Origin of the sequence: Tritonibacter sp. SIMBA_163 (assembly GCF_046535935.1) — a bacterium.
In the GTDB taxonomy this organism is placed as follows: domain Bacteria; phylum Pseudomonadota; class Alphaproteobacteria; order Rhodobacterales; family Rhodobacteraceae; genus Epibacterium; species Epibacterium scottomollicae.
The window spans coordinates 1-262 of record NZ_JAWJBP010000657.1 but is presented as its reverse complement, the minus strand read 5'-3'; the positions used below and the strand labels follow the sequence as shown (position 1 = coordinate 262).

1 protein-coding gene is annotated in these 262 nt (G+C 72.1%); it reads left to right on the top strand.

Features of this window, described 5'->3' with window-relative positions; translation table 11 throughout:
- Positions 1–33: 33 nt before the first annotated feature.
- On the top strand, positions 34–262 hold a 229-nt coding region (locus R0J92_RS23940), incomplete at its 3' end, for a sulfotransferase domain-containing protein (protein WP_411053514.1).

The following is a 262-nucleotide window of genomic DNA, read 5'->3' as shown; positions in this document are numbered from 1 at the left end:
GAACGCCTCCGGCCCTACGACGACGACCCCCGGATGCACCGCGTCCGCTACGAGACCCTCGCCACCGACCCCGAGGGCGAAATCGAAGGCGTGTGCCGCTTCCTCGGCGAGCGCTTCGACCCCGCCCTCCTCAACGACCGCACCGCGGCCCCGGTGCAGGCGCCCGCGAGCGAGGCCCGCGATCAGAAGCTCGAGGCGTGGCGGCGCGAGCACCATCAAAAGTCGCTGCAGCGGGTCTCCGCCGACTCCCTGGAGAAGTGGC